We start from the raw sequence: 5,261 nt of genomic DNA, 5'->3' as shown, positions 1-5,261 counted from the left end.
AGGACTGGTATCAAAGCCTTGTAAATATTGGCTTGCGAGTTTTCGGATGGGTCTACTTAACACGATCTAAGGAATCATCGCTACCTTAATTACCTGTCGCGCTTTCATGTCACAAAACACCTGTTCTAAATCTTTTAACGGCCGCTGTTCACTAATAAGTAACTCAAAAGGAATTTTGCGACTAGCAATCAGTGCCAGCGCTTCCTGCACATACTTTGGTGTATTATGAAACACGCCTTTGAGGGTAAGTTCGCTGTAGTGTAGCTGTTCTGTATTGACGGTAATGCTGGTATCCCGTGGACATCCACCGAATAAGTTGACTGTTGCACCAGGACGGGCGCAGGCGATCGCAGTTTCCCAAACACTTGGTACACCAGTTGCTTCAATCACGACATCTGCGCCCCATCCTTGGGTGAGTTCTTTCACCACGCTGGGAATATCTGGGATTTGATGATAATTAAAGGTTTGGGCAGCACCTAATTTTTGACCAATTTCTAGTCTGTGGTTATTACCTCCCCACAGCAACACCTCAGCTTTCTCGCTCAACACCGCCACAAACATCAGCCCGATCGCCCCATCTCCTAAGACGACTACTTTATCTTTGGCTTTGATGTTAGAACGGGCTATACCATGTAACACACAAGCTAAGGGTTCCGTCATGGCTGCCAATTCCCACGGCAACTCATCGGGTATCTGCAATAAATTATGCTGTACTATTGGTGCAGGAATTTTCAAGTATTCCGCAAAAGTCCCATTATTCCAGGTCAGATTTGGACATAATGAATACTCTTGGCGTTGACAAAAAAAGCACTTCATGCACGGTGCGGAATTATTAGCAACGATGCGATCGCCCACTTGCCAATTTGTAACCCCTGCTCCTAAAGCAACAATTCGCCCAGCCCCTTCGTGACCAAACAGCGTCGGTGGTATCAACATTTTGGCATGACCACCACGCCGCCAGACTTTTAAATCTGTACCACAAGTTGTTGCTACGCCCACCTCGATTACAACTTCGCCAGCCGCCGGAGTGGGGTCAGGAACTTGCTCTAGACGTAAATCTTCTTGCCCATAAAGTAACGCTGCTAACAAAGCTTTAAACCTATCAATTAGCTCCATCCGATTTTACCAGTTGAAGTTAGTTGACAGGTTCAAACTCAATTAGTATTGATTTATAGTCAGCTTTTATTATTCTCAAAATGGCGAAAAATTAGCACAGCGCGGCGTAAATCAAGCTACCAGTTTAAAACTTACAAAAGCCCTGATATACAAAACTTTTGACTTTTGACTTTTGACTTTTGACTTCCCCGCAGGGGCTGACTTTCGCATTGCGGTACTAAGTATTCACCGCTGGCTGGGGAATCACTCCGGTGTTCCGGGTTTCCACATTAGGCAAGCGAGTCGCAGTTAACAGCGGTACTTCTTGTCGGCACGACAGGCAAAACCAATATAGTTCACCATGTCGGGCATGGCGCAGGAGGGAACCACCGCAGCATGGGCAGGTGTTGGCTCTCGTATTCATACCAATGTCCTCCTTGTAAAAAAATTGTTGTTTAAACTGGATAAAAAAAGCAGTTGATTAAAACTGGATGTTGGCTGCATGAATGCGGCCATTCGATTCTATGCGGTCTTTAATAATTTGTCTGTAAACAGCTTCATATCCGTTAACCATTTGGCTAACACTAAAGTTGTTTTCTACATGTTTTCGACAGGTTTGACGATTGAGTTCCAAAGCTAGTGGAATCATTGCCGCCATTTCTGCATAGCTTTTGCAGATAAAACCTGTTTTACCGTGGGCTATCACTTCAGGTACAGAGCCGAAATTCATGGCAATCACTGGTGTACCAGTTGCCATTGATTCAGTCATTACTAACCCAAAAGGTTCTTGCCAGCTAATGGGGAAAAGAGTTATAGCAGCATTGCCCAGAAGTTCAGTCTTTTCGGCGTGGTTGATTTCGCCTAGATATTCAATTTGCTGACCATCTATGAGGGGGGCAATCTCTTGTTCAAAAAACTTAAAGTCTCTGACATCAACCTTTCCTGCCATCTTCAAGCGCCAACCGCTCTGTTTAGCAATGGCGATCGCATGTTGCGGCCCTTTTTCTGGCGAAAAACGACCTAAAAATGCCAAATATGGAGGTTCTGACGGCTGGGCTACGAATGGATAATCTGCTAGCTCAATTCCGTTATAAACCGTGTCAATATAATTGAGATTGATTTGACGCTGCGAGTTACTAATGCTGACGTATGGTTGTTTTTGGTGATAGCTAAATGCGTGACGGTTATCCGTTGTAAAATTATTGTGCAGTGTGTGGACTGTAGAAGTTGTTGTTATCAAACTCGCTAAAGGTAGTGCCGAAATCCCTACATGAGAATGGATAATATCGAATTGGGCAGCACGTTGGTAAACTTGACTTAGTTCCAGCATTTCATACACTGCATACTCTTTGACATTTGGATCTAAGCGCAATGCCCGTGGATAAACTGCTTCTAAATGAGCCAAAGTTTCAGAATCGCCAGAGGCAAATAAGGTTACCTTATGACCGCGACGAACAAGTTCATCAGTCAAGCGACTCACTACCAGTTCTATTCCTCCATAATTAGGAGGTGGAACCCTTTCCCATAAGGGGGCAACTTGAGCGATTTTCATAAGTTTTATTGGTTCAGTCTATGAAATTATCCTCAACATAATGAGTTGCATCATTATTGTATGAGGAAAGAGCATTTGTACTTACTCTTTTGACATTTAAATTAACCTAACAGGCTACGAAAAGCGCAATAATAGTTAACCATGATCCAAATTTTCTACCAACAAATCTAACGGACTATCGGCAAAAGTCAACTCTGACCTATATTTATAAGCTACAGCAAATCAATTACTTGTTGCATCTGTCTTGAGAATCATAATGAGGTAGAATATTTTGTAGCAGAACTTACAAAATTAAATATTTCGTAGATGAAACTACTAAAGTATTCAATGGGATCAAGTCATTCAAGCTGCTTCTAAACGAAATTACGAAATAAAATAGAAATTATCTATATTAAGTAATTGTACAAAAATTACATAATTTGTAATTAGTAATTTGTAAAACTCTGATAACTAACTAATGAAAATCGCTACTTGGAACGTTAACTCAATTCGCACTCGTCTTGAACAGGTTACCGATTGGCTAACCTTGAATCCTGTTGATGTTCTCTGCTTGCAAGAAACCAAAGTTCTGGATGCCGAGTTTCCGCGATCGCCTTTTGAGGAGTTAGGCTATAACCTTTATATGTCAGGACAAAAGTCTTATAACGGCGTAGCCCTGATTAGCCGCCAGCCGCTCGTAGAGGTAAGTAGCGGTTTTAGGGCGATTTTGCCAGATTTACACCACGAATGGGATGAGCAAAAGCGGGTGATTACAGGTGTAATTGATGGTGTTCGGATTGTTAACTTATATGTTCCCAACGGTGCAGCAGTAGGAACTGAAAAATATGAATATAAAATGCGCTGGTTGACAGCGCTACACGAGTATTTGCGAGTGCTGGTGCTGTCAGAACCTGCAATTTGTGTGTGCGGTGACTTCAACATCGCCCTAGAAGATAAGGATATTCACGAGCAAGTGAGTACAGAAAATCACATTATGGCAACAGAAACCGAGCGCCAAGCCTTACGCGATATTCTGAAACTGGGATTTGCCGATGCTTTTCGCAAATTTACCCCAGAAGGCGGAAATTATAGCTGGTGGGATTATCGCGCCGCCGCCTTCCGTCGCAACTTAGGTTGGCGAATTGACCATCACTATCTCACACCTATCTTGTATGAGCGTGCTAAAAGTTGCATCATTGATGTCGGACCCAGAAAATTAAACCAACCTAGCGACCATACACCAGTAGTAGTGGAATTTTGAATTGGGATTGGGGATTGGGGATTAGGCATTGGGAAAAGACAAGGAAGAGGGGAGAGACAAGGAAGAAACTTGTTCAATAATTCTCCCTCATCCTCCCCTGCCTCCCCTGCTCCCTTATCTCCATGTCCTATGCCCTATGCCCAATTAGTTAATTTAACGGCTTATATATATCTTCTGAACTGGGATTGAGATAGGGACGCTGTAAATCTATTAGGTGTCGTGCAAAGTGTTGGTCAATCGTCCTCATCCTTTCCTCCATTGCATTCTTACCTTTTTGCCAAGCTTCTAACAAAGCATTAGCGACAATTTGGCAACGATTCATCCCAAAACTTTCTTGTGCTGCAAATTTTTGGGTTGGTTCTTCTGCTAAACCTAACCCTGGCGCTAAAAATTTGGTAAACAAGGGGATTTCGGGCTGGAAATGGGATTGATTTTCTGGATAAATAGCCTGAAGAATTGTGCGGATTGCTGGATAGTCGGGGAGTTCAAAGTAGAGTAGCCCCGAATCATAGCGTCCGTATGCACAGGGATTGTGGAGAACCTGAAAGCTAAAAGGAATCGAGGCTGCATTCAATTGCAGTGTCAGGCTTTCCATAAGAGCGATCGCACCAGATGGCGTAAAGTTAAAGTAAATTCGTCCTGCTCCCAAATCAGCATCAGGATTACTTAGCTGTTCCTGTCCGACATTACTAACTGCCAAGTAACAGCCATTTTGCATTCTATTTTTAGGCATCCAGATTGCTACCATATCGCCCACTTTGGTAGATTTCTTACTGGATTTTAGATGGCAGTCTGGCTCAACATAAAGTGTTAAACCGCCTTTAGTCACCGCCATAGTCCCATCAGGTTCTTTCCGTAACACCTGCCATCGAGGGTCAAAGTAACCTATGCCGTGATTACTGGCGTGCAATTGTTCGTAAAAGTTCCAATCAATTTCTAATATGGAATTATCTGTTAAATTATGCTTTTGTGGGCGATTAGTACTATCAGTATTGACTGCTAAAGTATTTTGTAGAGAGCCATTGTAATAGATCCCATAAAGAAAGTTTCGCAGTAATAGGGTAAGATACTTCTGTTGTAAATCTGCCGAGTTTTGCTGAAATCTCTCGGCTACTTTAGTCGGCAGAGCAAAGGGTTGATAATTGGGATGATAAATACAAAAATTTGACTCAATCTGGATATTCTTAGCAATATCGAATAAAGAAGTTAGCGGTTGATTGATAGAGTAATTTAGCATTAATCCATTTAGAACTCAAACTTTAAAAAATAGAATTCAGGAGTCAGGAGTCAGGAGTCAGGAGTCAGAATTCAGAATTGTTCTAGTACGGCACGGCGTAAATAGAGCAACCATTTAAAATCCCTAAAGAGCTTATT

The 5,261-nt window shown here is 42.3% G+C and carries 5 protein-coding genes; 1 reads left to right on the top strand and 4 read right to left on the bottom strand.

Translation table 11 applies throughout. The features are described 5' to 3' along the window. Window positions 1-66: 66 nt before the first annotated feature. From VB740_RS35655 to VB740_RS35645, 3 genes are all read right to left on the bottom strand, one after another. Window positions 67-1,089: a zinc-dependent alcohol dehydrogenase gene (locus VB740_RS35655; protein WP_323204526.1), complete on the bottom strand. Its 1,023-nt coding sequence runs from the start codon at window positions 1,087-1,089 to the stop codon at window positions 67-69. A 244-nt stretch (window positions 1,090-1,333) separates the two neighbouring features. Next, on the bottom strand, window positions 1,334-1,519 hold the full coding sequence (locus VB740_RS35650) for a hypothetical protein (protein WP_323204525.1): 186 nt from the start codon (window positions 1,517-1,519) through the stop codon (window positions 1,334-1,336). A gap of 57 nt (window positions 1,520-1,576) precedes the next feature. Next, the gene (locus VB740_RS35645) at window positions 1,577-2,647 is read right to left on the bottom strand and encodes a glycosyltransferase family 4 protein (protein WP_323204524.1); all 1,071 of its coding nucleotides are present in this window, start codon (window positions 2,645-2,647) and stop codon (window positions 1,577-1,579) included. A gap of 457 nt (window positions 2,648-3,104) precedes the next feature. On the opposite strand from VB740_RS35645, the gene xth reads away from it, so the two are divergent. Continuing rightward, complete coding sequence (xth, locus tag VB740_RS35640; RefSeq protein ID WP_323204523.1) at window positions 3,105-3,887, top strand: exodeoxyribonuclease III; 783 nt, start codon at window positions 3,105-3,107, stop codon at window positions 3,885-3,887. Between the two features lie 148 nt (window positions 3,888-4,035). Here xth and VB740_RS35635 read toward each other — a convergent pair whose 3' ends face one another. Next, on the bottom strand, window positions 4,036-5,124 hold the full coding sequence (locus VB740_RS35635) for a T3SS effector HopA1 family protein (RefSeq protein ID WP_323204522.1): 1,089 nt from the start codon (window positions 5,122-5,124) through the stop codon (window positions 4,036-4,038). Between the last annotated feature and the right edge of the window lie 137 nt (window positions 5,125-5,261).

It is taken from the genome of Nostoc sp. UHCC 0251 (assembly GCF_034932245.1).
In the GTDB taxonomy this organism is placed as follows: Bacteria; Cyanobacteriota; Cyanobacteriia; order Cyanobacteriales; family Nostocaceae; genus Nostoc.
Note: the sequence above shows the minus strand (reverse complement) of the source record. Positions and strands in the feature narration are given on the sequence as shown.

What these genes read in the sequence shown, in the direction of transcription:
- xth (WP_323204523.1), top strand. Translation starts at nt 3,105, where the DNA reads ATGAAAATCGCTACTTGGAACGTTAACTCAATTCGCACTCGTCTTGAA.
- VB740_RS35650 (WP_323204525.1), bottom strand. Translation starts at nt 1,519, where the DNA reads ATGAATACGAGAGCCAACACCTGCCCATGCTGCGGTGGTTCCCTCCTG.
- VB740_RS35645 (WP_323204524.1), bottom strand. Translation starts at nt 2,647, where the DNA reads ATGAAAATCGCTCAAGTTGCCCCCTTATGGGAAAGGGTTCCACCTCCT.
- VB740_RS35635 (WP_323204522.1), bottom strand. Translation starts at nt 5,124, where the DNA reads ATGCTAAATTACTCTATCAATCAACCGCTAACTTCTTTATTCGATATT.